At 44.0% G+C, this 22,272-nt stretch carries 27 protein-coding genes and 2 pseudogenes; 22 read left to right on the top strand and 7 right to left on the bottom strand.

The genetic code is table 11. From position 1 onward, the window contains the following. The first annotated feature begins 151 nt into the window (after positions 1 to 151). A complete protein-coding gene (locus ASD40_RS35130) occupies positions 152 to 973 on the top strand; it encodes an SDR family oxidoreductase (protein ID WP_057307776.1) in 822 nt (273 codons plus the stop codon). 125 nt (positions 974 to 1,098) lie between these two features. Beyond that, positions 1,099 to 1,689 carry a TetR/AcrR family transcriptional regulator gene (locus tag ASD40_RS35125; protein ID WP_057307775.1) on the top strand — a complete coding sequence of 197 codons (591 nt, stop codon included), beginning with the start codon at positions 1,099 to 1,101 and terminating at the stop codon, positions 1,687 to 1,689. A gap of 281 nt (positions 1,690 to 1,970) precedes the next feature. Here the strand turns inward: ASD40_RS35125 and ASD40_RS35120 are convergent, their stop codons facing one another. Both ASD40_RS35120 and ASD40_RS35115 read right to left on the bottom strand, forming a co-directional pair. After that, complete coding sequence (locus ASD40_RS35120; RefSeq protein ID WP_057307774.1) at positions 1,971 to 2,312, bottom strand: antibiotic biosynthesis monooxygenase family protein; 342 nt, start codon at positions 2,310 to 2,312, stop codon at positions 1,971 to 1,973. Positions 2,313 to 2,656: 344 nt separating this feature from the next. Beyond that, positions 2,657 to 3,004 (bottom strand): winged helix-turn-helix transcriptional regulator, encoded by a 348-nt coding sequence (locus ASD40_RS35115; RefSeq protein WP_057307773.1) that lies wholly within the window; start codon positions 3,002 to 3,004, stop codon positions 2,657 to 2,659. A 221-nt stretch (positions 3,005 to 3,225) separates the two neighbouring features. Between ASD40_RS35115 and ASD40_RS35110 the strand changes: the two genes are divergently transcribed. From ASD40_RS35110 to ASD40_RS35090, 5 genes are all read left to right on the top strand, one after another. Continuing rightward, complete coding sequence (locus ASD40_RS35110; protein WP_057307772.1) at positions 3,226 to 3,684, top strand: cupin domain-containing protein; 459 nt, start codon at positions 3,226 to 3,228, stop codon at positions 3,682 to 3,684. Between the two features lie 486 nt (positions 3,685 to 4,170). Beyond that, complete coding sequence (locus ASD40_RS35105) at positions 4,171 to 5,490, top strand: MFS transporter (protein WP_057307771.1); 1,320 nt, start codon at positions 4,171 to 4,173, stop codon at positions 5,488 to 5,490. A 209-nt stretch (positions 5,491 to 5,699) separates the two neighbouring features. Then, on the top strand, positions 5,700 to 6,902 hold the full coding sequence (locus ASD40_RS35100) for a macrolide family glycosyltransferase (protein WP_057307770.1): 1,203 nt from the start codon (positions 5,700 to 5,702) through the stop codon (positions 6,900 to 6,902). Between the two features lie 350 nt (positions 6,903 to 7,252). Continuing rightward, entirely contained in the window at positions 7,253 to 8,206 is a 954-nt protein-coding gene (locus ASD40_RS35095; protein ID WP_057307769.1) for a hypothetical protein, read from the top strand. A gap of 110 nt (positions 8,207 to 8,316) precedes the next feature. After that, the gene (locus tag ASD40_RS35090; protein WP_057307768.1) at positions 8,317 to 8,772 is read left to right on the top strand and encodes a GNAT family N-acetyltransferase; all 456 of its coding nucleotides are present in this window, start codon (positions 8,317 to 8,319) and stop codon (positions 8,770 to 8,772) included. A gap of 156 nt (positions 8,773 to 8,928) precedes the next feature. On the opposite strand, the gene ASD40_RS35085 is transcribed toward ASD40_RS35090, so the two are convergent. After that, positions 8,929 to 9,807 carry a sigma-70 family RNA polymerase sigma factor gene (locus tag ASD40_RS35085; RefSeq protein WP_057307767.1) on the bottom strand — a complete coding sequence of 293 codons (879 nt, stop codon included), beginning with the start codon at positions 9,805 to 9,807 and terminating at the stop codon, positions 8,929 to 8,931. A gap of 249 nt (positions 9,808 to 10,056) precedes the next feature. Between ASD40_RS35085 and ASD40_RS35080 the strand changes: the two genes are divergently transcribed. The 8 genes from ASD40_RS35080 to ASD40_RS35040 all read left to right on the top strand — a co-directional run bounded on the left by ASD40_RS35080 (position 10,057) and on the right by ASD40_RS35040 (position 16,221). Beyond that, positions 10,057 to 10,482 carry a VOC family protein gene (locus ASD40_RS35080; RefSeq protein ID WP_057307766.1) on the top strand — a complete coding sequence of 142 codons (426 nt, stop codon included), beginning with the start codon at positions 10,057 to 10,059 and terminating at the stop codon, positions 10,480 to 10,482. Positions 10,483 to 10,523: 41 nt separating this feature from the next. Next, on the top strand, positions 10,524 to 10,874 hold the full coding sequence (locus ASD40_RS35075; RefSeq protein WP_057307765.1) for a DoxX family protein: 351 nt from the start codon (positions 10,524 to 10,526) through the stop codon (positions 10,872 to 10,874). 348 nt (positions 10,875 to 11,222) lie between these two features. Then, positions 11,223 to 11,783 carry a TetR/AcrR family transcriptional regulator gene (locus ASD40_RS35070; RefSeq protein WP_057307764.1) on the top strand — a complete coding sequence of 187 codons (561 nt, stop codon included), beginning with the start codon at positions 11,223 to 11,225 and terminating at the stop codon, positions 11,781 to 11,783. 75 nt (positions 11,784 to 11,858) lie between these two features. After that, on the top strand, positions 11,859 to 12,605 hold the full coding sequence (locus tag ASD40_RS35065) for a 3-oxoacyl-ACP reductase family protein (protein ID WP_057307763.1): 747 nt from the start codon (positions 11,859 to 11,861) through the stop codon (positions 12,603 to 12,605). A 423-nt stretch (positions 12,606 to 13,028) separates the two neighbouring features. Next, complete coding sequence (locus ASD40_RS35060) at positions 13,029 to 13,358, top strand: ArsR/SmtB family transcription factor (protein WP_057307762.1); 330 nt, start codon at positions 13,029 to 13,031, stop codon at positions 13,356 to 13,358. Then, positions 13,355 to 13,774, top strand: a complete 420-nt coding sequence (locus ASD40_RS35055) for an SRPBCC family protein (protein ID WP_057307761.1) — start codon at positions 13,355 to 13,357, stop codon at positions 13,772 to 13,774. Before ASD40_RS35060 ends, ASD40_RS35055 begins: the two co-directional genes overlap by 4 nt. A gap of 22 nt (positions 13,775 to 13,796) precedes the next feature. Further along, positions 13,797 to 14,147, top strand: coding sequence for a DoxX family protein (locus ASD40_RS35050; protein ID WP_057307760.1), 351 nt, complete (start codon positions 13,797 to 13,799; stop codon positions 14,145 to 14,147). 1,585 nt (positions 14,148 to 15,732) lie between these two features. Next, a complete protein-coding gene (locus tag ASD40_RS35040; RefSeq protein WP_057307758.1) occupies positions 15,733 to 16,221 on the top strand; it encodes a hypothetical protein in 489 nt (162 codons plus the stop codon). A gap of 128 nt (positions 16,222 to 16,349) precedes the next feature. On the opposite strand, the gene ASD40_RS35035 is transcribed toward ASD40_RS35040, so the two are convergent. The 4 genes from ASD40_RS35035 to ASD40_RS36860 form a co-directional block, all read right to left on the bottom strand. Further along, positions 16,350 to 16,679, bottom strand: a complete 330-nt coding sequence (locus ASD40_RS35035) for a metalloregulator ArsR/SmtB family transcription factor (protein WP_082562657.1) — start codon at positions 16,677 to 16,679, stop codon at positions 16,350 to 16,352. Between the two features lie 46 nt (positions 16,680 to 16,725). Next, positions 16,726 to 17,124 (bottom strand): DoxX family protein, encoded by a 399-nt coding sequence (locus ASD40_RS35030; protein WP_057307756.1) that lies wholly within the window; start codon positions 17,122 to 17,124, stop codon positions 16,726 to 16,728. Between the two features lie 46 nt (positions 17,125 to 17,170). Then, a complete protein-coding gene (locus ASD40_RS35025; RefSeq protein WP_057307755.1) occupies positions 17,171 to 17,656 on the bottom strand; it encodes an SRPBCC family protein in 486 nt (161 codons plus the stop codon). A 120-nt stretch (positions 17,657 to 17,776) separates the two neighbouring features. Then, a complete protein-coding gene (locus ASD40_RS36860) occupies positions 17,777 to 17,905 on the bottom strand; it encodes an Ada metal-binding domain-containing protein (protein ID WP_156390285.1) in 129 nt (42 codons plus the stop codon). A 116-nt stretch (positions 17,906 to 18,021) separates the two neighbouring features. Here ASD40_RS36860 and ASD40_RS35020 point away from each other — a divergent pair, with 116 nt between their 5' ends. The 7 genes and pseudogenes from ASD40_RS35020 to ASD40_RS34995 all read left to right on the top strand — a co-directional run. Further along, complete coding sequence (locus ASD40_RS35020) at positions 18,022 to 18,735, top strand: 2OG-Fe(II) oxygenase (protein ID WP_057307754.1); 714 nt, start codon at positions 18,022 to 18,024, stop codon at positions 18,733 to 18,735. Positions 18,736 to 19,053: 318 nt separating this feature from the next. Further along, positions 19,054 to 19,905 (top strand): aldo/keto reductase, encoded by an 852-nt coding sequence (locus ASD40_RS35015; protein WP_057307753.1) that lies wholly within the window; start codon positions 19,054 to 19,056, stop codon positions 19,903 to 19,905. Between the two features lie 294 nt (positions 19,906 to 20,199). Next, a complete protein-coding gene (locus ASD40_RS35010; protein ID WP_057307752.1) occupies positions 20,200 to 20,529 on the top strand; it encodes a PadR family transcriptional regulator in 330 nt (109 codons plus the stop codon). A gap of 16 nt (positions 20,530 to 20,545) precedes the next feature. Further along, entirely contained in the window at positions 20,546 to 21,412 is an 867-nt protein-coding gene (locus ASD40_RS35005; RefSeq protein WP_057307938.1) for a pentapeptide repeat-containing protein, read from the top strand. 12 nt (positions 21,413 to 21,424) lie between these two features. Then, positions 21,425 to 21,774: pseudogene (locus ASD40_RS38985) on the top strand (ATP-binding cassette domain-containing protein); the annotation flags it as partial. A 1-nt stretch (position 21,775) separates the two neighbouring features. Further along, on the top strand, positions 21,776 to 22,126 hold a 351-nt coding region (locus tag ASD40_RS38980), incomplete at its 5' end, for an AAA family ATPase (protein WP_235549505.1). Next, positions 22,127 to 22,272 (top strand): annotated as a pseudogene (locus ASD40_RS34995) (ABC transporter permease); the annotation flags it as partial.

Raw genomic sequence — 22,272 nt, 5'->3', positions numbered from 1 at the left:
ATCCGGGCGGATCGCGCTACTAGATATGGATGGCTATGTAATCTTGTATTTGACAGAAAACGAATCCCGTATCATAATAGAATGAACATTCGATCTAAACCGTTTAATTGGAATAGAATGAACGTTCAATTTATGATTTGGAGGTATTAACATGAGTAAAACTGTTTTTATTACGGGAACCAGTTCAGGCTTGGGAAAACTTACGGCGATTCGGTTTGCTGAAATGGGCTGGAACGTAGCTGCAACCATGCGTAATCCCGACAAAGAAACGGAGCTTACCGGTTACGATAATATCAAAATTTTCAAACTGGACGTCACCAATGTGAATGAAGTTCAAACATCGGTAGATCAAGCCGTTGCCGCGTTCGGTAAGATCGACGTCGTTATCAATAATGCAGGTATGGGGACTTACGGTCCGTTGGAATTAGCCCAAGAGGAAGCGATCGACTGGCAATTCGCCGTTAATACGCGAGGACCGATCAATGTCATTCGTGAATTTATACCACATTTCAGAGCCAATGGCGGAGGCATGTTCATCAATATTAGCTCTTTCATGGGAATCACGACAGCGGTGCCGCTCGGATCTCTCTATAATATGTCGAAATTTGCTTTGGAAGGACTGACGGAAGGTCTTTATTACGAACTGAAGCCGTTGAATATCGAGCTTAGATTAATCGAGCAGGGAGGTTCTACAGGAAATAATTTCAAGAACAGTATCACTTGGAACCGAGATGATAACATACAAGATTACGATAATCTGATGACAAAAGTGCAGAATTTAATGAATCATGCGGAATCTAGCTCTACATTGGATGATCCTCTGATTATCGTGGATGCCATAGCCGCTGTGGCGACTGGAGAGAGTAATAAATTTCGCACTGTCATCGGAACAGCTGGCAATGATCTGATGGCGCTTAGAAATTCTGTGTCCATAGAAGAATATTTGGAGACGATCGCTAAGAATTATATGTAAGCCCATTATGAAACGCTTCGTCATAACGCCAGGTCGATCTGACAATCTTGACTACGGATTGTATGAGGTGTATGTTTGTTGATTAGAATGATCATTCGATCTTATGGTGGGAGCGGGATAACTTAATGTTTGAGAACTATAACAAGGTGCAGCAGGCTGTCCTTGAAACAACACTTAACATCATCATCCGAAAAGAATTACAGGCTACCTCAATGGCGCTTATCGCCAAGGAGTCTGGTGTATCGACCGGGAATATTTATCATTATTTCAAAAGTAAAGAAGATATCGTTAACGAATTGTATAGAGCCATTGTTACGTTTAACGGAGAGTATGTGCGTGGAGGCTTGCTAAAGGGCACAACGATTCGTGAAAAGTTTGAATTAGGTTGGAATCGGGTTATCGAATTGGGGAAACAATATCCTCAGGGCTTTCAATTTATTGAGCAGTATTCGTTCTCGCCATACATTTACGAAGAGGTAAAGCAAGAAGTCTATACCGGCGGATGGTGTGGGCCAATGAACGATTTATATGAAGAAGCCATTCAGGAGAAGCTGTTTATCGCGATGAATCCGAAAATGATGGTGCAGATGCATTACGGCACATTTGTTTATATGTTGAAGGCCCACCTACACGGAATCTTTGAGTTAAGCAGCGAGAGCGTCAGTAGTGCAATCCGTTCGTGTTGGAATGCTGTAACTCTTAGAGATGTAACGTAGGTAGATGGCCAAAAGCCGCTCTCAAAGGAAGTTCGATAAGAACCTTTGAGGGCGGCTTCTGTTTTTATGGGTGGGGCATAGTCGGCTTTGGACGGTCCGATTCCTGAATGAAGAGGATTTATCCGCCAGGAGTTTCAATAAATACAGTCATGGAATGGATCAAACCATTTTCAACGAGCATGAAATCTTGCCTGGTGATAGTTTTTGGCTGATCAGACGGTCCGTAATACCAACTAATTCTAAAAGGCCGTGTAGGTTAGAATGCCTATTTTGTTGTTTATTTAACGTGGCACATTTGTTAGTTTGCTTCCCCATTCACCGATAGGTTCAAGCCAGCTTACTATTCTATCATCAATTAAGCTTGTAAGTGTCCCTTCGTACTCAGTACGATAAGACTTTGGAAGCTCTTCTTTTATCCAACTATCTCTAGTACCTTGCCAAATCTCATAGATGACAAGATCATGGGGATTATCTAGATCATCAGAGACAATTGCATTTACAAAAGTAGGCTCATTTCTAAAATTGTTAATCATTGCAAAGAGACTGTCGCGGAATGTCTCTTTCTTACCGGGTTTTATTTTAAAACGGATATTGAGAATAACTTGATTTAAGTTTGTGGACATAATCACACACTCCTTGGGTTTGTATATTTTTTTTCATGCTTTCGTAGCCACAAGTGCCATTATGGATCAAAAGTAACAATAAAAAAAGTACATACTTTTTGGTTATATAGTAACTAAAAAGTGATATTTAAGACCTAATGCATGCAAAATCTTAATTGGTAAATTTTACGGATAAATGGAGGCACAACAATGTTTACTATTTGTCTTTTAATATTATTATTTGGAAATGTAAGAAGAAGTATACTTAGGTTATATGACCATGTATGAAATGAAAATCCCAAAGGATGTCATCGTTAAAAATGACATCCTTTGGGAAAGCAGTACATGGATATATTGTTATTTTCTTAATCTACATACAAAATTTGATACTCACCCTGAGCAAACGTTTTCTCTGCATAATTTCCTCCCCAACTGCAAAGCTCTCTCAGGATTGGTTCAAGCGATTGACCAAGTTCAGTAGTTGAATATTCAACTTTAGGAGGTACTTGATTGTACATCTTCCTACGTATGAGTCCGTCAGTTTCTAGTTCTCGAAGTGTTTGAATAAGCATTTTTTGAGAAATACTGTGCACAAGTCTTTTTAATTCGCTTGTTCGTTTAGGGCCCTTTATCAAATAGTACAAAATAAGTCCCTTCCATTTCCCTCCGATTATCTCCAAAGAAACCTCTAGGTCACAATAATAAGTTTTCATGTTTGATAACCATCTCCCGATTTCAATTATCACCTTTTAGTTACTATATAACAAAAAGGTGTGTACTTTTCAAAATGTTACTTTTGATTCATAATAGCATTTGTTCGCGGACAAGAATACTACAAGCTTTAATCATATAATTTCAAATATTAGTTAACCACGAGGGGAAATCATTCATGTCGACTGTATTATAATATGTTTAAAATAGGAGGCTAATATTTATGTCAACATTTTTGGATGTAATGGGACCACGTATTCAACTCTTAACGGAGTTATCAGAAAATAGGGATTATTCCATTATGAAGGCTGAAGTTCCACCAGGTGTTATTGTTCCTGTTCACAGTCATGGAGATCGCGAAACCTTTGTTGTTCTCTCAGGTGAACTCGAAGCTTTCACGGAAGACAGTTGGAAAGCTGTTAAGGCGGGTGATACTATTGATATTCCGGGAAATGTAAAGCACGCTTGGAGAAATTCCTCTAACGAAATAGTAACATTGTTAGTCGTATCGACTGTGAGAATGGGAGAATTTTTTAATGAAATTGGCCGTCCCGTTGATACTGTGCCACCGGGCCCTCCTGCGCCAGATGTTTTACAACATTTTGTTGAGGTAGCCATAGCTTATGGCTATTGGCTCGGTACCCCCGACGATAATGCTTCGATTGGTATCTCGCTGGGTTAATGCTTTTGATCTGGAAAAGAAAAGAGCTTTTGCAAAATGTTCGGCGCTGATAAGCACTTAATATTGGTTAATGTATCAGCTACCAAAACGAAGGAAACCCGCTCTAAAAAGCGGGTTTTCTTTTTTTGTCGCATTCTCGATTCTCCATGTCCAATGTAAAGTCTAGCAGCAACCGAAGTAGACGTCGAGGTTGAAGAAAGCTTTAACCGAACGTAGCAGATTATTGCCGAACCTCCACCGACAAAGAGAAGCTTCATCGCATAGCCGATTTCTCTATGGCGCTAACTGAGAATAATAGTTCAAATCAAAGGGAAGTTTAATTGAATGAATTAACAAAGTAAGGGAATTGCGTTTCAGGATCGAACTATAACATCTTAGGTTGACTATCATACATCTTGGATATAAAGCGCTTCCAACCGATTAAAACCTTGTTATAATGAGCTCATTAGTGATCTAACACCGACAATTCAGGAGGAGAATATAACTATGACTCAGTCCATTGAGCGCGCAAAGATACGAAGGATCACAGGCAACATCTTCAAAGGATCGGTTGGAAATCTGATAGAATGGTACGACTGGTACGTTTATACTGCTTTCGCAGTGTATTTCTCGTCCCAGTTCTTCCCCAAGGGAGATCCGACTAGCCAACTGCTAAACACAGCTGCGATCTTCGCCGTCGGCTTTTTAATGCGCCCGATAGGGAGCCTGCTGCTAGGCCGTTACGCTGATCGTAATGGCCGGCGTGCAGCGCTGACGCTTTCCATCTCCGTCATGGCCGGTGGTTCCCTGATCATTGCCTGCACCCCGAGTTATGGTACCATTGGCGTGCTGGCTCCTATTATTTTGGTTCTTGCCCGTCTGCTCCAAGGGTTGTCGCTAGGAGGAGAGTATGGAACCTCGGCAACGTACTTGTCCGAGATGGCTACCAGTGGCCGCCGAGGCTTCTACTCGAGCTTCCAGTACGTCACACTTATTGCCGGACAGCTGGTGGCACTGGGAGTGCAGATCATCCTCCAGCAAGTACTCAGTGAACCTGATCTGAAGTCTTGGGGCTGGCGTATTCCTTTCGTTATCGGAGCATTGGGAGCTTTGGCCGTATTATGGCTGCGCCGCACGATGGATGAATCGGAACAGTTTTCAAAAATGAGTTCTGAAAGCCGGGCTAGCGCTGGAACGGTTCGGGCTTTGATGAAGCACCCTAAGGCGGTGCTGACAGTAATTGGACTAACACTCGGCGGAACCGTCGCCTTCTATACCTACACGACGTATTTACAGAAGTACATGGTAAATACGGTGGGGCTCCAAAAGGAGGTTGTCAGTTGGATCAACTTTATTGCCCTGCTGGTATTCGTCGTACTTCAGCCGCTTGCTGGCATGTTATCCGACCGGATTGGACGGCGCCCGTTATTGCTCTGTTTCGGAATCTTTGGAACATTGCTGACAGTGCCGCTGTTCCTGATCCTGGAGGATGCGAAGAACCCTATCGGTGCTTTTTTGCTCATGCTGGTGGGTCTCATTATTGTCACTGGATATACTTCCATCAATGCAATCGTGAAAGCCGAACTCTTCCCGACAGAAGTTCGTGCTCTTGGCGTGGGTTTTCCCTACGGACTCACCGTCGCGGTATTCGGTGGAACTGCGGAGTTCATTGCATTATGGTTCAAGAGCATTGGGGCTGAGTCGCTTTTCTACTATTACGTAGCTGCTTGTATTGCCATTAGTTTTTTCGTCTACTGGCGTATGGGGGAGTCTTCAAAAGTCTCCCAAATCGAAGCAGAACTCGACGCTAGTAAAAAGAAGAAATAATATTGATATTTGAACTAGAGAGAAATGTGGAAGAGGCGGTCATAAGTTGACTTGCTATTCTACAAGATGACAAAATTAAAATTAGGAAAGAGCAGGCAATTATTGACCTGCTCTTTTTATTGAACCGAGGGACGGGCAGAATAGTGAAAAATATGGTGATTAAAGTTTTGAGTTTTTCAAGAGAACAGTATACCTAAGGAGTTGTAGAAATGGCGCGTGTTTTATTTATTAATGGTGGATCAGAGGGACATATCAATCCAACTATTGGCGTTGTGCAAGAGCTTATTTCACGTGGAGAAGAGGTAGTGTACTTTTCTATAGAAGCTTTTCGGGAACGTATTGAGAAGACGGGAGCTTCAGTACGAACATTTGACGATCAAAAATTTATAAGAGCCTTTATCTCAGGTGGAAGAGATTATTTGCCCGAAAGAATCAACGGTCTTTTACTTACGGCAGATATCGTCATACCAAGCGTTCTTGAACAGATCAAAGATGAGCATTTTGATTACATCATCCATGATTCCATGTTTGGTTGTGGACGTTTACTTGCTCAAATTCTTAAACTTCCTGCAATCAACTCTTGTACTTCTTTTGCACAGACAAAAGGTTCATTCGATAAAATGTTGGAGCAATTTTCCATAAAAGTCCCTACAGAAATAGTTAAACCTATAAACGATAAATTTCAAAGCCTGACGGCAATGGTGAAGGAAAAATATGATGTGGAGGTCCATTCTCCTTACGAAGTGTTTTGTAATCCTGCACCACTTTCAATCGTTTATACAACAAGGGAGTTTCAACCTTATGGAGAAGCATTCGACCAAACTTATAAATTTGTAGGTCCATCCATCTCTTCACGATTAACGCAAGAAAACTTCGACTTTACTGCAATCAAGGGGAAAAACCCAATTTACATTTCACTGGGTACTGTCTTTAACCAAGCAATCGATTTCTATAAGCTTTGTTTTGAGGCATTTGGGAACACGGATCATACCATTGTCATGTCAATTGGGAATAAAGTCCAAATTTTTGACTTAGGGGAAATCCCCAAAAACTTCATCGTAAAAAATTATGTCCCACAAACGGACGTCCTGCAATACACTAAATTATTTATTACACATGGCGGAATGAACAGTACCCATGAAGGCCTCTATTACGGGGTTCCGCTAATTGTAATCCCGCAAAGTGCGGATCAGCCGATCATTGCCGGGCAAGTCGCAGAAATCGGAGCAGGCATTCAATTGCAAATGCAAAGCTTGACTGCAAATCAACTACGTGATGCCGTAGATCATGTGTTAGGCCTCTCATCTTTCAAGAAAGCTGTTGCAGATATGAGGGAATCCTTTCGAAAAACAGGTGGGTATCATCAAGCTGTTGATGAGATTTTCCAATTTAAAAGTCAATATCATATCTAATTCTCAACTTATTTGTCACCCAACAGCAGTACCAAAGAAAAAGTGTCAGTAATAAATAAGGGCCGTCAATGGCTCTTGTTTTTTTATTTAAATCTTTTCTTGAATCCGGTACCCTTTCCTACTCTCACGCGGGGCGGCGTTATATGTTTGCCTAAGAGCCGAGCGAGAAGCGGGATCCAATTCTGGGCTCCTTGGCTCTTTCTTCGTTCACTCCAGGGGGTGATTAATACGGGCAGGGCAGGATAGTTTAATCACTTCGCGAATATAAAAATATAAATATTTAGCGATGGTCAAAAACAGCCAAGGAGGATACGTAGTATAAACTTGACCAAATTAAGGAGGACCATTAGATGACTACAAAAAATTCCGAATGGCAAATCCCGAAGCCAAAGAAATCAGTAATAGATTGGCTGCTTGGCGGGGATCCTGCGATCCGTTGGCAGGTGATGCGTGACTTAACCGAAGAGCCCGATGACTGTGTTGCCGCAGAGCGGTCGCGGATTGCTTCGGAAGGTTGGGGTGCCCGGATCCTCGGCCTGCAATCTTCCGAGGGCAACTGGGGCGGTGACGCCGACGCACGGAACTGGCTATGCACGAGCTACACTTTGCTGCTTTTGAAGGACCTAGGCTTGGATCCGTCGGGTGAGGAAGCCCGCAGATCGATCGGCCTCGTGCGTGACCAGATCACCTGGCCGCTGCAAATGGGCGGCCGGCCCTACTTCGACGGTGAGACCGAGCCCTGTGTCAATGGTTGGATCCTTGGAGTGGGTGCCTACTTCGGAGAGGCAAGCGGTCGGCTAGTCGATCGACTCCTCGGTGAGCAGCTTGAGGACGGAGGCTGGAATTGCGACGCCCCTCAAAGTCGACGATCCTCGTTCCACAGCACCATTTGTGTCTTGGAAGGACTATTAGAGTACGAGAAGGCTAAGGGTGAAACTGCTGCGGTGACCGAAGCCCGCATCCGGGCACAAGAGTACCTTCTGGAGCGTCGCATGTTGAGGTCCCTGTCATCCGGCGAGGTGATCGATCCAAATTGGATGCGTTCCTCGTTCCCGACTACGTGGCATTATGACGTGCTGCGGGGTCTGGATTACTTACGCAGCGCTGGTGTAGAACCCGATGAACGCGTCACCGAGGCCGTCGGTCTGGTGGCGAAGAAACAAGACCAAAACGGGAAATGGCCGCTCGAGAACTCTCACCCCGATCGAGTTCACTTCGACATGGAAGGTGTGGAAGGCGAGCCTAGCCGCTGGAACACTCTCCGCGCCTTACGAGTGCTGGACTGGTATTCAACACGACACTAATTGAGGTCATAGGTAGGCTAGTTCAAGAGTAGGGTCTTGCCAAAACATGCAAAGATATCTAGCATTATTTCAGATGTTCATTCTGGTATAACGAATTGAGGTGTACAAAAATGAGAGAAAAAAACGTTCGGGAAATTAGGGTAACTGATTATCATGATATTTATTTGTTAAACCAAATCTTTAATCCGAATTTATATTTCTTTTCTGAAGAAAAAGTAAAAGAGAAGATTGAAATCATCACAAAGAAAACAAAAGATATCATCTATGTTTATGAACAAGAAAACGAGGTAATTGGTTATATTCATGGTAGCCCATATGAGTTGCTTTTTTCTGACTCTTTAGTAAACATCTTAGGATTTGTTGTTAAAGAAGAGTATAGAAATCAAGGTTTAGGCAGCATGTTGATAGGGCGTCTTGAGCAGTGGGCAATGAATAATGGATTTTCTGGGATTAAATTGTTATCCCATCCAACTCGATTACATGCTCACCAGTTCTACGAACGACGTGGCTACATGTTTACAAAGGACCAAAAAAATTTCATAAAGAAGTTCAATTCGTATTTATAAAGTATTCACACGAACGAGTCATTGGTATAAGTAATAAAAACATTGTCTACTGAACAAAGCAAAAAAACGCATTGTCTGCGGTCTGCGACAGAGCGTTTTTTTGCTTTTGTATTTCTATTTTATTGTTATTATTGCTGCTCTTTGAAGCTAGCCCTATCAATCGTTCATTTCTGCTATGTCGAGCTGGCGAAGACGAGTTTGTTCGGCTATCATGTCGATCTCGGTGATCTTCCCATCCACAATCTTGAGTTCGAGTACGAAAAGTAGTCGACCGCGAGGAGCCACGACTGCGCCCACAGATCCGTTCACGAGCACCGGCCGTGCACCTTGGGCGCGACCAACGAATCCCATGGCCACATCATGCGCACCGTGAACAACTGGCCATGCGGCGACCGGTGGAAATGCAGGATCGTTCCGGAGCACGACATCGGGGTCTAATACCGCAAGAAGTTTCTCGAAATCTCCGGAGCGCGACGCAGCTAGGAAAGCATCTACTAGCTCCCGTTTTCGCTTGAAATCCTCTGAATCAGCGGTCGTTTTCGCCCCCTGAACCCGACGCCGCGCACGACTCGCAAGCTGTCTTGCTGCAACCTCGTTACGCCCTATAATCGGGGCGATGTCCGAGAAAGACAAGGCGAAAATATCGTGCAATACGAACGCAATGCGTTCGGCGGGATTCAAATTTCCGAGGACCATAAGCATCGCAAGACCAACAGAGTCAGCCAGCAGTGCTTCGTGCTCGGGATCGCTTCCATCTTGGCGGCTAGCAACCGGTTCAGGTACACTTACCAGCGTAAGCTCCTCACGCCGCGATTTGCGAGATCGCAACATATCCAGACACACCCTGGAGACTATTGTTGTCAGCCATCCTCCCATATTCTCGACTCCACTAGTATCGGAGCGGCTAAGGCGTATCCATGACTCCTGTACAGCGTCATCCGCTTCGCTCAGAGATCCGAGCATCCGATAAGACACCGCTTGCAGGTGATTCCGATGCGCCTCGAATTGTTCCACAAGCCAATGATGATCGTTCATACGTTACATCCCTTCCTTCGTTTTCATTTTTACTTATATGTCGTATGAAACTCAACAGATGTGACAGAGATGTACGATATCTGCAGTTTTTTCTGAGTTACGCATCCTAAAAATTTTTTTCACCGAATCGGTCACGTTTCCTTACTGACTTCCGACATAGTTAGTGACAAGTGAAATACGCCACTACGAAATAAGAGGCCATACCGGGTGTCCTGGCAAAAGAACATTTAAACTAAGGAGATGATTGTTGTGAGTACGAGTTTGATCCCTTTTCTTGAAATGAACGGCAGCGCTAATGAGGCTATTGATTTTTACATGAAAGCGCTGGATGCCAAGGTTGTCTATACGTTGCGATTCGGCGATTTGCCGGGAAATCCGGAATCTCCGCTGCCTCCAGAAAAGAAAGATTTGATAGGCTACGCCATCTTGAAAATCGGCGAATCGGAGCTTCAGCTCACCGACAATGTTACCGGCAGCAGCTACCAGAAGGGAACGCAAGTGACCATAGTTGTTCAAACCAATGACAAAGACAAGGCTACCCAATATTTTGAAGCACTGAAGCAGGGCGGTCAAGTAAATGAGCCGCTGCAGGCAAGTTTTTTCAGCCCCGCTTACGGCAATGTAACGGATAAATTCGGCGTCACGTTTCGAATTCTCACAAGAGGACACCAGTGATCAATCACTGTTACTAAATAAAATTAAGGGAGGAAATCCTAATGACTGTTCTTTTCATCGTTCTTCAAAGCTTGCTGGCCTTATACTATGTATTTTCAGGCACTGCAAAGACCATAGGGGCCAAATATTGGGTCGATATTTTCAACAATCTTGGAATACCACAGTGGTTTCGTGTCGTCACAGGAGTCGTCCAGTTAGTCGGTGCCGCTATACTCATCATCGGCTACTGGTATTCAGCGGCGGTCACGTGGGCTTGCATTTGGCTTGGAATTACAATGTTACTGGCGTGTCTCGCACATTTCAGGGTCAAAGATCCGATCGGCAAAACGGCACCGGCCCTCCTGTTTACTGCGTTAATTATCATTCTAAGCATCGTTAATGCGGCGGTCTGATACTTCCCTTTTCATAATAAAGCATCATCTAAATTTATTAACTCTTAAACCATGAGCTTGCCCTAAGTCGGGTAAGCCTTTTTGTTTTCTAAGTCGAGGGGTTGAGGAGAAAGTTAGCACAATGAAAATACGAAGGCAGATAGGAGAGGGCGCTTGCTGAATGTAGATTAGTTCTCCAATGCCTCTCTCACCCGATGATCGATGAATGAAAAAGCTTCTAATCGTTCAACATAACGGAGAATATGGCCGTAGCATCTTTTGACAACGCTTGAATTGGAATGATCGTTTCCAAAAGTATTGACAGTGAATCTAAATTGAGATAGCATACGTTACAGGGGATGATGAATAATGTCCAGACTAAAAACATTTCAGATCGAAGAGACAATCGATAAGGCAATTGATGTTTTTCGTGAAAAAGGTTACCAGGGAACATCCATGCAGGATTTGGTCAGTGCGTTGTCTCTAAACCGGAGCAGCATCTACCAGACATTCCGAAGTAAGGAAGACTTGTATTTAGTGGCACTGGATCGTTATGGGGAGAAAACGAGTGATATTACTTCCATCTTATATGAACCGGGCACTTGTAAAGAAGTGTTATTGAGGTTTTTCAATAAATTGTTTGAACATAATAGTATTAGAACTTGCTTACTAATCTATGCATCCTTGGAGATGAGTGAGCATCCGGAAGTTCGAGCAAGAGTTAGTACGAACAATAACTTAAGAGAAAGAGCTTTCTTTCAATTGCTTACACGCGGAATTGCCAATGGCGAAATAAAAGGTAATCCCAATTTACGTGATCTTTCTCAATACCTTGTAAACGTTACGAATGGAATAACCATCACCTCTGCAGCTGCAGATCGAAAAACATTGGATACCATTTTAGAGACGTCTCTTTACTTTTTACGATAATTTTTTTTGTTCTAATTTGGAACGATCATTCCCTTAAAACTTATATATAATCCACACTAAAGGAGACTAAATATCATGAATTTATATTTCTTAAATGGAAAAACGGCATTTGTTACAGGCGGTTCTCGAGGTATAGGGGCATCAATTGTTAGAAGGTTGGTTAAAGATGGCGCGGCCGTAGCCTTCACGTATGCCAATTCTGCTGAGAAAGCTAATGAATTGGTCAAGAGCATTGAGGCTGAAGGTGGGAGAGCTTTAGCCATTAGAGCAAACAGTGAAAATACTAACTCGGTTAAGTCAGCAGTTGCTGAGGCGATTAACACTTTTGGTCATTTAAATATACTGGTTAATAACGCTGGGATTCTAGATGTTAAACCATATGACCAATTTACAATGGAAGAGTTCGACCGCACCGTTGCTGTTAATATTCGAGCGGTTTTTGCTGCCATTCAAGCAGCCGGACCCCACATGCAGAGTGGTGACAGAATCATTAATATAGGCAGTGTAAATGCCGATGTAACCGGTTTTCCCGGAATGAGTCTATATAGCATGTCCAAAGCCGCAGTCGCTGCTATGACTCGCGGTCTTGCAAGGGATCTGGCAGCGCAAGGGGTAACAGTTAATAATATTCAGCCAGGTCCGGTTGATACCGACATGAATCCTGCTGAAGGTTCTATGGCTTCCATATTAAAGAATATGATTGCTCTTGGCCGCTATGGTACCGCAAATGACATCGCTAGCTTGGTTTCATTCTTATCCAGCCCGGAAGCAAGCTATATTACCGGTGCGTCGCTCGATATTAACGGAGGCTTTATGATTTAAACTTGGGTAAGGGTAAGCGTAGCTTACCCTTATTTTTATTTTCGCTTTGAAATTTGAAAGTGATTAACTGTTACTCTAACGGTGAACAATAGCACAATATCCAGGCTGCCGGCTTACTCGGCAGCCTGTTGAAGTAGCAGGCAGTTATCTAGAAGCGAATGAGATTAATTAAGCAATCCTGACACCCAACAAAACTGAGTCATGATCATAAAGCTTCGGCATTATCGCTCGGAGGCTTTTTAATATGTAATCAAGGAGCCAAATGGCTTAAAATCAATAGTTGACACGACACCAAATGGTGACCTATAATCAAAGTGTCACTAAATGGTGTCCAATTAGGAGGAGGTGTTGAAATAAACGGCGGTCCCTTCATACATCAGTAGATTTATAATACAGAAAATAAGATTTTTAGGAGGGGGCGTTATGAGCGAGAACAACCAATTGCGGGATGTTTTTGACGCGATTGCAGATCCGACTAGGCGCGGGCTAATTCGTCTGTTAGCAGAGGCAGAGGAGATACCTCTTCATGAATTAACGGCACAGTTTCAAATGGGCCGTACAGCGGTATCCAAGCATTTGACAATCCTTAAAGAAGCTGGACTGGTACTTGACCGAAAAGTCGGTAGAGAAACGCGATTTAGGTTAAACGCCTCTCCACTCAGAGAAATTCAAGATTGGGTGGCTTTCTACAGCAATTTTTGGCGTACGAATATGTTGCGCTTGAACCAACTATTAGAGGAGGAAGAAGAATGAGTTTAGCATTATCCTTGGATTTTCAGTACACGACATCGATCGAGAAGCTTTGGTCCGCAATAACCGATTCAAGCAAGCTTGCCAAGTGGGTGGTCAACATCCACAATGGTCAGGCGATGGATAATGATTTTGAGCCCGTCATAGGACACCGTTTTCAGTTTCGCACGCAGCCGTCCGAATATTGGGATGGCATTATTGACGGCGAAGTGCTTATCGTGGACGCACCAAACCGGGTGTCCTATACTTGGGCCAGCGGAGGGGAGAAGCACACGGTCACCTGGACGCTGCAGGATTTAGGGGACGGCAAGGTTAACCTTCATCTCGAACAAACCGGATTCGCCAATGCTCAAGGTCTCGAAGGTGCTAGGTATGGCTGGGGTAAATGGTGCGGCGAGCTTGAAAAGGTATTGGCCTAGTTGTAAAAGGAAGGGGAGCCTTATGAATATCATTTTTATTATTTTACAAAGCTTTCTGCTCGTCTCCATGGCCTTTGGCGGCGGAAGCAAGCTGGCTGGTGCGAAAAATTTTGTTGAAATGTTCGAGTCGATTAAACTGCCGCAATGGTTTCGAGTTGTTACTGGGCTCGTTCAACTAGTCGGGGCAGCCGGACTTGTTATCGGATACTGGAATCCGGTAGCAGCCGTATGGGCAGGCATTTGGATTGGCATTACGATGCTAGTGGCATGCCTTTCACATTTCAGAGTCAAGCATCCTGTTGGAAGTGCGATACCGGCTTTTGTGATTACTTTGATTGCAGTGACTCTGGTAGTCGTGCACCAGGTAGCATGAAGAAGAGCGGGTCAATGAAACTCGAATCGCCATCAGAGCTGATAGACGTAAAAATCGAGGAGCTAGGCGACTGGATGAGGATGCTCTAATAGCTCTCGTCCGCGTGCCATTGCACTGAACACGTCAAAATCCTCCAAACGCAAATATGACCCTGAGTGATTGGAAAGTATTTACACTCCTTTCCGGAGAGCCTATTTTCCACCAAAGGTGAGTATGTAAATTTGTTATAGCAAAATGTAGGAGAGCCCACGACGCAGGGCTCTTTTTCATTTCCAAAAAGGAGGCGTCAACATGGCTGGAACGCTGACCAACTTTAATATCCTGGGCTTGCAGAGGCTTCCGCTGCATCTAGTGAGCAAGAGCTGAAGCGGTATAAGCAAGCTGCTGCCCTTCTTATTCGGACGGATATCCGTCGCCAAATCTTCATACAAAACAATTGGCGATTGCCTCCGTGGTATGTATACAAGCATACCTTATGTACCGAACGTATAATTATACCGTAGTGAAAAATCAATGAAGGGAATGAGTATACATGAGCGTAGGTTATGGTGAAGGTTATGGTATGGGCCGCAACGTAGCATTTATTTTGGTTCTTTTTATTCTTTTGGTTATCATCACATCAGCTTTTGCAATTTAAATATTCCTTAATCCAAAAAGAAAAGACGGAAGCTAATAATGGCCGCCGTCTTTCTTGTTTACATAGAATTTACTTACTTAATTAAAAGAAAAACGGGAACCCAAGAAACGGTATGGCAAATAAAAACGCAAGTGAAGCTGCAAATGGAAAGAAGAATCTTTCAAAACCGAAACCAGGTAAAAAAGCGGATGTTTTTACTTGCTTGGCTTTTTTGACGGACTTTTTTTTGGCGGACTGGTCTTTATTCAAACCGTATATTCCAACTTCACCCGGTCCTCCAATATAGCCGTATTTACGTCCAAGCAAGCATGCAAAAAGGACAGGCACACATATATTAGGGATATCATAAGGATAACGGAGGAGTCCGACCAAATTGATGACAGCCCGAACAAATTTGCTGCAGGGAATTAGGTGACCTACTGAATGATAAAGGAAAACTTTATAAAAGAAATGAATTTTGGGCGACCTGAGGCAGTTGGCAATATTGGAACGGTATGGCCACCTGGCATAACTGGTCTCAAAATAAACTATCAAAGTCCTCATCTAGGAACGCAATTATTTGGCCCTATTCACGGCTATTCTTATGCACCCTATCCTATGATTACACCAATGTATTTGGGCTTTCCGTACAGCTATGCCTTTGGATATCCCATAATCCAGTACAGAACAGGTTTTGTTAGGTATTAAGAATCAATTACAGATTCAAAGTAAAGTGTAGTCAGCTAAGGGGGACGCAAAAGACGGAAGCCAATAATGGCCGCCGTCTTTCTCTGTTACTTACCCTCAATACCAGAAAGCTTCCTTCGAAAATTTGATAACTCTCCATTAACCGTGAGTGGGCAGTTATCAAATTAGCGGAAAATGTTCAAGAGAGCATAGTCCAAACATGTCGTATCAACATAAGATGACAAGTAGTATGATTTCATTTAAAAGGATGAGTGAGCTGGAATGAAAACTTTACAGCAACGTAATAAAAAGCACGGACGCGTGAAAGTCGGGCAAAAAGCCATTCCTGCATCATCGCCCTCTATCTCTTCGCAAGTTAAAGACAACTTAGGAACACCGGTATGTGTAGTGCTCAAGAACGGTTCTCTGTATTACGGGGTTCTAAACGAAATACAAGGCAACCAAGTCATTCTTCAAGGATTCAAGGGAGATCAGAAACTCCCCCGAAACAAAACCAAAGCCAAAGCGCAAATATCCAATTTAGGAGGTTTGGGAGGCTTACTTGGTGGAGGTGGATTAGGAAGCATGCTTGGTCTTTTTGGTGGCGGGGGTTCTGGGGGATTATTGGGTGGTCTTGGTAAAGGCGGTGCCGCTAAAGGTATTGGTGGGGGTGGAGGTGGAGGTTTCTTTGGTAACATAGGTAGTTTTTTTAAATTGGGGATGGGAGTAATTTCCTTTATCATGCCATTGATGAAAAATTTTTCGATTTAAGGGAGGAGTATGCGTCGCTAGCGAGTTTCTCCTGCCTCCGGTGGGGTATTTGCAATATTTGTATGTAAATAGACGAAAAAGACACCCGAGAGGGTGTCTTTTCTTATGCGGGAACGGGGAGAGAACTCCTACTGCTTCCCCTTTCCCTGCAATTCGTTCAAATATTCGTCCAATCGATCGAAGCGCTCCTCCCACATGCGGCGGTAAGATTCCAGCCAGTTGTTCATGTCTATGAAGGGCTGGGCCCGAAGCTTATAAATGCGCCGATTGGCGCTGGGCTGTACTTCAACAAACCCCGCGTCGCTTAGGACGCGGAGATGTTTGGAAACTTGTGGCTGCTGGAGGCTGAGGCGCTCGGCGATTTCCCCTACGGTGAGGGGACCGCCCCGCAGGAGTTCGACGATGTACAATCGGTTGGGCTCTGAAAGTGCGCTCCAGGTTGTTGTGATCAAGCCCATGTTCATGCACTCCTTCCTTCAACATATACCAGGCAAGGGAGTTTTTTTATGCCGCTAAGCGTGGTGGCTGACTTAAAGATGCAGCTCTTTGTTTCCTATGATAGCACACATAGGACCCGCCGATGATAACAAATCCGATGATGAAAAATGCCAAGCCGCCAACAGGATCGCCCACCGCGATACTTGAATACATCGCACCCACAAGGTCAAATGTAAGCCCGGCATAAGCCCATTCCTTCATTCTCGGAAAGCCGGGAATCAGTATCGCTACAAGACCTAATAATTTGGCCACCCCAAGAAAGGGCAGGAGGTAAGAGGGATAGCCTAAATGAGCAAATAAGGCAACCGCATCTGATGCATAGAGGATATCCGGGATAGCACCAATGCCCATCAAGGCTACCAACAAAGCTGTAAAAATCCAATACATAACTTTGGTTTTTTTCATGAATTAATTACTCCCTTCAATTTATAATTTGATTTTATTTTGGCCCTTACATAGTGGCCAGTTGTTCCTCGAGACGATCAAGTGTCGATTTAGCGCCTTCGATAGCTCCGTATTCCTTGACCACTTTTTCAAGGTCAGCAGCTGTTTTGAATCGACTCGTCATGGTTAGCTCTGTCGTCGAATTAGCTTGCTCGGCAAACGTGACCGTCACATGAAATTGTTCGTCGTCATCGCCGTCGCCATGGGAGTATACGAGTTGCTCTGGGCTTACTATCTTGTGGTAGGTGATTTTATTATCGTAATCGACGCCGTCCGGACCGTGCATAACGTAACGCCATACCCCGCCTGGTCTAACATCGATTTCTTGAACCGTATTCGTAAAGCCCTTGGGTCCCCACCATTTCGGCAAATGCTCCGGATCTGTCCAAGCCTTGAAAACCAGTTCCCGCGGCGCATGAAAGATACGGGTGACGCGGAGTTCCTGACCTGCGATTGACGTGCGCGTGTTGTCTGTGTCCTTAGCGTTATTCATAATAATCATCCTCCAAATTGTTTTTGTTCTTTGTGTTTTAAATATACCACAACTGGAATATTCCTGTAAAGGAATATTTAAAAAATATTTCAGTTATTGCCAAGAAGGCAGCTAGATTCATTAACCCTCCTTCGATAGTTCCGCTTTCCATCTTGCATAATGTTCCGGTAAACATCCTGCACAAGGTCTGTATCCAGCGGCTATAGCGATTTCTTCATTCTCGAAAAATACGCGAACATAAAACGACATTTAGTAATTTCGTAATCTTGCTGTTACATTCGAGAATGCGTACAAAAGCTCATTTTCGGGGTTATACTGTTCGCAGAGGTTAACAAAAATGGCGAAGCAAATAGGAGGCTTACAGCATGCCTGAGAATCTGTCGCAAAGATTAGCTGATCTGGATTGGAATTTCATCCAGCAGTCGCTGGACGAGCACGGTTATGCCAAACTACCTGGCTTGTTAAGCAATATGGAATGTAAGGAAACCATAAGCACGTATGAGGAAGAAGGTAACTTTCGAACGACCATAGACATGGCCAGATATCGCTTCGGGGTCGGAGAGTACAAGTATTACAACTCTCCCTTGCCATTTTTGCTTCAACAGCTGCGCGAAGGATTGTATCCGGAACTTGCCCTAACAGCTAATCGCTGGCTAGAACAATTGGGCCACAATGCTTCTTATCCGGCAGCATTAGCGGAATTCCTCGATCAATGCCATCAGGAGGGGCAGAACCGTCCAACCCCATTGATCCTGAAATATGAAGCTGGGGGATACAATTGTCTGCATCAGGATTTGTATGGGAAAGTATTCTTTCCCTTTCAGGTCGTATTCGCTCTTAATCAAAGAGAAGAAGATTTCACAGGCGGGGAGTTACTTTTGGTGGAGCAGCGTCCGAGGGCGCAAAGTAGAGGCCATGTCATCACGCTGAAAGAAGGAGAGGGTCTGATTTTTCCAACCAATCATCGTCCGGTTTTGGGAACGCGCGGCTATTATAGAACGACTCTTCGACATGGTGTAAACACAGTTACCACAGGTACAAGATACAGTTTGGGTATTATATTTCACGATGCGAAATAGGGTTGGGAGGCGTGCCGATCCACACCGACTCCCAAATTGCTTGAAACTTTTTCTCAGATTTATAGTTCGATTATAGTCCATATTTGTCTGTTACATAAGTGGTAGTGAGAGGATTAGGCAAACATTTGGCACGAATGGGATACCAGTCTCTTTGTTATCTGGTACATAATAAGGAAGTGAAGAGGGGAGATAATACATCGCAATGAGCAACACCTGAAAAATTTACATGCTGACCCTTATCAACCTTTTAGTCGGTACTTCACAATTCGTGATCTCTGTATCGACTTACAAATAATTTTCGAAAATGGAGGATTTTATATGCAAAAAGTAATTTTGAACAATGGTGTTGAGATGCCTATACTCGGTTTTGGTGTTTTTCAGATTGCAGATCAAAATGAGTGTGAACAAAGCGTTTATGACGCTATTATGGCAGGCTATCGGCTGATTGATACCGCTGCTTCTTATCAAAATGAAGAAGCAGTTGGCAGAGCGATCAAACGGAGTGGCGTGGCAAGAGAGGAATTATTTATCACTACGAAACTTTGGGTTCAGGATGCTGGTTATGAGCGCACAAAAAAAGCATTTGAAAAATCAATGGAAAGACTGCAATTGGATTATTTGGATTTGTATTTAATTCACCAGCCATTTGGCGATGTGCATGGGTCTTGGCGCGCTATGGAGGAATTGAATCGTGAAGGAAAGGTCCGCGCAATTGGCGTTAGTAACTTCCATGAGGATCGTCTGATCGATTTGATTATTCATAATGATGTCGTTCCTGCCGTAAACCAAGTTGAAACGCACCCTTTCAACCAGCAAATTGAAAATGCAAAATTCATGAAAGATAATAATGTTCAGATCGAATCCTGGGCGCCTTTTGCTGAAGGGAAAAATAACTTGTTCCAGAACGAGGTATTGGTATCCATAGCTGAAAAGGTTAATAAATCCGTTGCTCAGGTGGTTTTACGTTGGTTGACACAAAGAGAAGTCGTTGTGATTCCTAAGTCTGTTCGTAAAGAAAGAATTATCGAAAACTTCAACATCTTTGATTTTGAATTAAGCCAAGAGGATATGGAGTCGATTACTACGTTAGATACGAAACAGAGCCTGTTCTTTTCACATCGCGATCCTGAAATGGTCAAATGGATCGGTACCCGTAAACTTGATATCTAATAATCGATATTTCGAAAGATCAGATAGAGTATCAAGGATCTGTCTGCTCGGAAGTTGAGGGTTATATTGTGCAAATGACTACATTCATACCGATGCCTACACCGATGCATAAGTCGGAGTGGGCATCGGTATTTTTATGTTCTTTATACTGGCTGATAAAGCACAAAAAAATAGAATGAATCCGTTAGATATCGTTTTGAATACATCATGCTTTTCAAACAAAGTATTTTATTTGAAATACTACCTTGACAGACATAGTAGTGTGTCGTATTATGGAGATGCGGAGGTGATTATATGAGCGAGAACAAAATTACATCAGACCTGCTGCGCGGACATACCGATACGATGATTTTACGGCTTTTATCCGAAGCTGACCGCTACGGGTACGAGATTGTCAAATTAATTGCCGAGCGCTCGGGCGGCGAATATGAATTAAAGGAAGCCACGATGTACTCCAGCGTCCGGCGGCTAGAGACTGACGGCGATATCGAGTGGTATTGGGGCGATGAATCTCAAGGCGGACGTCGAAAATATTTTAGGATTACCGAAAAAGGCAAAGGTGCTTACGCACGCAACAAAAGCAATTGGGAGTATTCCAAGCGCGTACTAGAAAATTTATTATAAGGGAGAGATTATTATGATGAATCAGAAATTAACGAACTATTTGAACGGCGTGTTTACGCCATACGATGGGGTAAAAAGCGTCACCGAATTAAAGACGGACCTTCACTCCGATTTGCAGGAGCGATATCGTGAACTCAAAGCCGAAGGCAAAGACGATGAAACCGCGTTTATGATGACCGTTGAGAGCATCGGCGACATTGAGCAAACGATATTGGAAGTCGCCAACCTCTCCCGATCGCTGGAACGGCAAGTAGTGACAAACTTTAGCGCCAGCAACCTGGCAATGAGCGACTTTGCAGGCGTTAGGGCCCATAAAGGTCAATTTAATGCTAGCGCGTTACGCGGTGCCGACTTTGCGGGCGCTGACTTGACGGGAAGTTCATTTAAGAGTAGTGATTTACGTGATGCCAATTTTGACGGCGCAAATCTGACGGACTGTATCCTAACAGCAACTGACCTTACGAATGTAACCTTCAATGAATCGATCCTTGTACGAACCAACTTCAGCGTTTCGGGGATGGAAGGAGCCAAATTCACAGGTGTAAAACTGACCGACGCCACGATAAGCAAGATCGACCTTAGAAAAACATCCTTTGAAGGTTGTATCTTTGACGGCGTGGACTTCGAATATTCCGACCTGAGCGGGCTGAATTTTGACGGTCAAACCTTTATCGGCGTTAAGTTTGAGAAATCGGCAGTAAACGAAGTTTCATTTAGGGGCGCTATACTTAAGAATGTGTCTTTTCAGGCGTTCTTTTCATTAACCAATAAGTATTACCGTGCCTTCAAAACCATCTGCTTTGACGGTGCAGTCATGGATAAGTTGACCTATGCTTCGCTTAAAGGAATGGGGGCAGACTTGTCCAAGGTTACTATTCGATAAGGAGGGAAAAACATGCAAACTAAATCCATTAAAGTGACAGGGCTGCAAAAGTCCTACAAGCAGCTTCAAGTCCTAAAAGGCGTAGATTTCGAGGTGGAAAAGGGCAGTATTTTCGCCCTGCTCGGCTCCAACGGAGCTGGCAAAACAACGGTTGTCAAAATCCTCACCACGTTGCTCAAACAAGACAGCGGAACCGCGACCGTAAACGGATTCGATGTTGCGTCAAAACCCGAGAATGTGCGGCAGGCGATCAGTCTGACCGGGCAATTTGCCGCCGTGGACGAAATTTTGACCGGACGGGAAAATCTGATCATGATTGCCAAGCTGCGATACCTCAAAAATCCGCGTCAGGTAGCGGACGANGGTATGCGCCGCAGGCTCGACATCGCCTTGAGCCTTGTGGGAAAACCGCAGATCATTTTCCTCGACGAACCGACCACTGGACTTGATCCCGAGTCGCGTATCGAGGTTTGGAAGATTGTCAAGGAGCTTTCTGACGGTGGCACGACAGTACTGCTGACCACGCAGTATTTGGAAGAAGCTGAGCAACTTGCCGACCGAATTGCTATTCTGCATGAGGGTAAGATTATCGCCAGCGGCACGCTCTCGGAGCTAAAAAAGCTGTTCCCATCCGCAAAGGTGGAGTATGTTGAAAAACAGCCGACATTAGAGGAAATATTCCTCTCAATCATCGGCAAAAAGGAGGGAAAGTAAATGGAGACGGCAAAGAATCATTTCTTCACCGATATTAGCGTTATGCTCGGACGTTCCATGCGCCATATTTTCCGCAGTATGGACACCATCATCACGGTCTGCATCACTCCAATTGCGATGATGCTGCTGTTCGTCTATGTGTTAGG

This window comes from Paenibacillus sp. Root444D2 (assembly GCF_001426375.1).
In the GTDB taxonomy this organism is placed as follows: domain Bacteria; phylum Bacillota; class Bacilli; order Paenibacillales; family NBRC-103111; genus Paenibacillus_E.
The sequence above is the reverse complement of the archived record's forward strand: the minus strand, read 5'-3'. Positions and strand labels throughout refer to the sequence as shown.

Bases quoted from the DNA above. Each gene is read 5' to 3' on its own strand.
- ASD40_RS35130 (WP_057307776.1), top strand. From the start codon at position 152: ATGAGTAAAACTGTTTTTATTACGGGAACCAGTTCAGGCTTGGGAAAA.
- ASD40_RS35125 (WP_057307775.1), top strand. From the start codon at position 1,099: ATGTTTGAGAACTATAACAAGGTGCAGCAGGCTGTCCTTGAAACAACA.
- ASD40_RS35120 (WP_057307774.1), bottom strand. From the start codon at position 2,312: ATGTCCACAAACTTAAATCAAGTTATTCTCAATATCCGTTTTAAAATA.
- ASD40_RS35115 (WP_057307773.1), bottom strand. From the start codon at position 3,004: ATGAAAACTTATTATTGTGACCTAGAGGTTTCTTTGGAGATAATCGGA.
- ASD40_RS35110 (WP_057307772.1), top strand. From the start codon at position 3,226: ATGTCAACATTTTTGGATGTAATGGGACCACGTATTCAACTCTTAACG.
- ASD40_RS35105 (WP_057307771.1), top strand. From the start codon at position 4,171: ATGACTCAGTCCATTGAGCGCGCAAAGATACGAAGGATCACAGGCAAC.
- ASD40_RS35100 (WP_057307770.1), top strand. From the start codon at position 5,700: ATGGCGCGTGTTTTATTTATTAATGGTGGATCAGAGGGACATATCAAT.
- ASD40_RS35095 (WP_057307769.1), top strand. From the start codon at position 7,253: ATGACTACAAAAAATTCCGAATGGCAAATCCCGAAGCCAAAGAAATCA.
- ASD40_RS35090 (WP_057307768.1), top strand. From the start codon at position 8,317: ATGAGAGAAAAAAACGTTCGGGAAATTAGGGTAACTGATTATCATGAT.
- ASD40_RS35085 (WP_057307767.1), bottom strand. From the start codon at position 9,807: ATGAACGATCATCATTGGCTTGTGGAACAATTCGAGGCGCATCGGAAT.
- ASD40_RS35075 (WP_057307765.1), top strand. From the start codon at position 10,524: ATGACTGTTCTTTTCATCGTTCTTCAAAGCTTGCTGGCCTTATACTAT.
- ASD40_RS35070 (WP_057307764.1), top strand. From the start codon at position 11,223: ATGTCCAGACTAAAAACATTTCAGATCGAAGAGACAATCGATAAGGCA.
- ASD40_RS35065 (WP_057307763.1), top strand. From the start codon at position 11,859: ATGAATTTATATTTCTTAAATGGAAAAACGGCATTTGTTACAGGCGGT.
- ASD40_RS35060 (WP_057307762.1), top strand. From the start codon at position 13,029: ATGAGCGAGAACAACCAATTGCGGGATGTTTTTGACGCGATTGCAGAT.
- ASD40_RS35055 (WP_057307761.1), top strand. From the start codon at position 13,355: ATGAGTTTAGCATTATCCTTGGATTTTCAGTACACGACATCGATCGAG.
- ASD40_RS35050 (WP_057307760.1), top strand. From the start codon at position 13,797: ATGAATATCATTTTTATTATTTTACAAAGCTTTCTGCTCGTCTCCATG.
- ASD40_RS35040 (WP_057307758.1), top strand. From the start codon at position 15,733: ATGAAAACTTTACAGCAACGTAATAAAAAGCACGGACGCGTGAAAGTC.
- ASD40_RS35035 (WP_082562657.1), bottom strand. From the start codon at position 16,679: ATGGGCTTGATCACAACAACCTGGAGCGCACTTTCAGAGCCCAACCGA.
- ASD40_RS35030 (WP_057307756.1), bottom strand. From the start codon at position 17,124: ATGAAAAAAACCAAAGTTATGTATTGGATTTTTACAGCTTTGTTGGTA.
- ASD40_RS35025 (WP_057307755.1), bottom strand. From the start codon at position 17,656: ATGAATAACGCTAAGGACACAGACAACACGCGCACGTCAATCGCAGGT.
- ASD40_RS36860 (WP_156390285.1), bottom strand. From the start codon at position 17,905: ATGTCGTTTTATGTTCGCGTATTTTTCGAGAATGAAGAAATCGCTATA.
- ASD40_RS35020 (WP_057307754.1), top strand. From the start codon at position 18,022: ATGCCTGAGAATCTGTCGCAAAGATTAGCTGATCTGGATTGGAATTTC.
- ASD40_RS35015 (WP_057307753.1), top strand. From the start codon at position 19,054: ATGCAAAAAGTAATTTTGAACAATGGTGTTGAGATGCCTATACTCGGT.
- ASD40_RS35010 (WP_057307752.1), top strand. From the start codon at position 20,200: ATGAGCGAGAACAAAATTACATCAGACCTGCTGCGCGGACATACCGAT.
- ASD40_RS35005 (WP_057307938.1), top strand. From the start codon at position 20,546: ATGAATCAGAAATTAACGAACTATTTGAACGGCGTGTTTACGCCATAC.